The following is a 2,627-nucleotide window of genomic DNA, read 5'->3' on the forward strand; positions in this document are numbered from 1 at the left end:
CATCAGATATCCACCACTCCAACACTTTGAACTTCAACATTTGCTTCTAGCTCGTTATATGATAAAACCGCCATATGGGGGAAATACCGCTCAGTGATTTGACGCACGTACATCCTCACCGCAGGAGAACATAACACAATTGGAGACTGTTCTTGAAAAGAAAGTGTTTCTGTTTGCTTGGCTATACTTTCCACGATAGCTTGTGAAACGTTAGGGTCTAGTGATAAATAATTCCCATGCTCCGTTTGTTGAACAGCTTCCGCCATCGTTTTTTCAACTTTTCCTGAAAGGGTAAGAACTCGAAGCAGACCTTCTTGGACCGTGTATTGACTGGTAATTTGTCTTGCGAGCCCTTGCCGGACATATTCAGTTAACAAATCGGTGTCTGACGTCATTTTTCCGTAGTCGGCCAGCACCTCAAAAATAATGGGTAAATTTCGAATTGAGACGTGTTCTTTTAAAAGTTTTGCCAGTACCCTTTGAATGTCTCCAACGGAAAGCGGATTAGGTGTTACTTCCTCAATTAAAATAGGATACGTTTCTTTTGTGTGATCGATTAGTTGCTTTGTCTCCTGCCTTCCAATCAGCTCATGCGCATACGATTTTATAACTTCTGTTATGTGCGTAGACACAACCGACGGCGGGTCAACAACGGTATACCCGAACATCTCAGCCTGCTCCTTCACCGACTCACTAATCCATTTTGCAGGCATTTTAAAAGCTGGCTCTAATGTATCAATTCCTTCAATCAAATCATCATCCATTCCCGGACTGATTGCTAAATAGTGATCAAGCAGCAGCTCCCCTTTTGCCACTTCATTGCCCTTTATTTTAAGACAGTATTCGTTGGGCTGAAGCTGAATGTTGTCTCTGATGCGAACAACCGGGATGACCAATCCTAGCTCAAGTGCCAGCTGTCGCCTAATCATCACAATTCGATCGAGCAGATCGCCTCCTTGATTCGTATCAGCAAGCGGAATTAATGCATACCCAAATTCAAATTCAATTGGATCAATGCTTAATAGATTGACAACACTCTCCGGACTTTTCATTTCATTGTCTTCCATCTCTTCTTCAGTAGGCGCCATTTCTTCACGAACCGCCTGATGCTTAGCCCGAGATAAATAATAGCCTCCCACTCCTAACAAAATAGCAATAGGCATTGTAATAACATCATTAATTGGCGTAATTAAACCAAGAGCGGCAATCGTTCCTCCAGTAACATAAAGCATAACGGGAAAAGCAAACAGCTGCTGTGTAATATCTTCGCTCAAATTGCCTGTTGAAGCAGCTCTAGTGACGATAATACCTGTCGCTGTTGAAATCATAAGGGCTGGAATTTGACTCACTAACCCATCGCCTACTGTTAACAAAGTAAAGGTTTGGGATGCTTCAGTGATGGACATTCCCATTTGCAGCATGCCGATAATAATTCCAAACAAGATATTAATAAGGGTAATGACAATTCCTGCAATCGCATCACCTTTGACGAATTTACTAGCTCCATCCATTGCTCCGTAAAAATCTGCTTCGCGCTGAATTTTTTCACGGCGGTCAATTGCTTGCTTTTCTGAAATCATACCTGCATTTAAATCTGCATCAATGCTCATTTGTTTACCCGGCATCGCATCTAAGGTAAAGCGTGCGGCTACTTCAGAAACACGCTCCGCTCCTTTTGTAATAACGAGAAACTGAATGATAATTAAAATAATGAAGACAACAAAGCCCACTAACGGATTGCCTCCAATAACGAAGTGGCCAAATGTTTCCACCACTCCGCCTGCTTCTCCTGTTCCTAAGATTGAACGTGTTGTCGATACATTCAAACCTAATCGAAACAGCGTAAGAACCAGCAGCAAAGACGGAAATACCGATAGCTCTAAAGGTTCTTTCATATTCATGGAAACGAGCAGTACAAGYAGCGCAAGAGAAATGTTAATCATGATTAAAATACTTAATAACCATGAAGGCAACGGAATAACAAGCATAACGATAATGAGTACAACACCTATAACAACTGGCAGTTCTCTTGCAGACATTAATTTTTCTCTCCTTACAATAGCGTAACGTTACATTTTATTTTGAATGCGGTATACGTAAGCTAATATTTCAGCCACCGCTTTAAAAAATTCTTCGGGTACTGCATCTCCTACTTTAGTTTGGTCAAAAAGTGCTCTTGCCAGCGGGCGGTTCTCTACCATGGTGATTTCATGACTTTTGGCGATTCCTTTAATCTTTTGAGCAATAAAATCTACGCCGCTGGCTACAACATAGGGAGCATCCATTTTTTCTTCATCATATTTTAAAGCAATGGCATAATGAGTGGGGTTTGTAATGATGACATCTGCTTTTGGAACTTCTTGCATCATGCGAGACATTGCCATTTCCCGCTGCTTTTGCTTTATTTTTGATTTGATTAGAGGATCCCCTTCAATGTTTTTATGCTCATCTTTGATATCTTGCTTTGACATTCGAATATTTTTCTCGAAATCAAACTTTTGGTACAAATAATCAAGCAGCGATAAAAATAAAAGCATAAGCGAGGCTGCAAGTCCCATTTGAAAAACAAGCTTAGACAGCACAACCAGCGAGTCCCCTATACTTTTTTGAGATAAATTTAATACATC

General features: G+C 40.8%; 2 protein-coding genes. Both read right to left on the minus strand.

Annotation, left to right across the window (positions count from 1 at the left end):
* Positions 1-2 precede the first annotated feature (2 nt).
* Positions 3-2,039 carry a flagellar biosynthesis protein FlhA gene (gene flhA / locus AC1DRF_RS22515; RefSeq protein ID WP_427075209.1) on the minus strand — a complete coding sequence of 679 codons (2,037 nt, stop codon included), beginning with the start codon at positions 2,037-2,039 and terminating at the stop codon, positions 3-5.
* Positions 2,040-2,069: 30 nt separating this feature from the next.
* The coding region (locus AC1DRF_RS22520; protein WP_477741736.1) for an EscU/YscU/HrcU family type III secretion system export apparatus switch protein at positions 2,070-2,627 on the minus strand (558 nt) is incomplete at its 5' end.

This window comes from Priestia sp. P5_B4, from assembly GCF_056400385.1.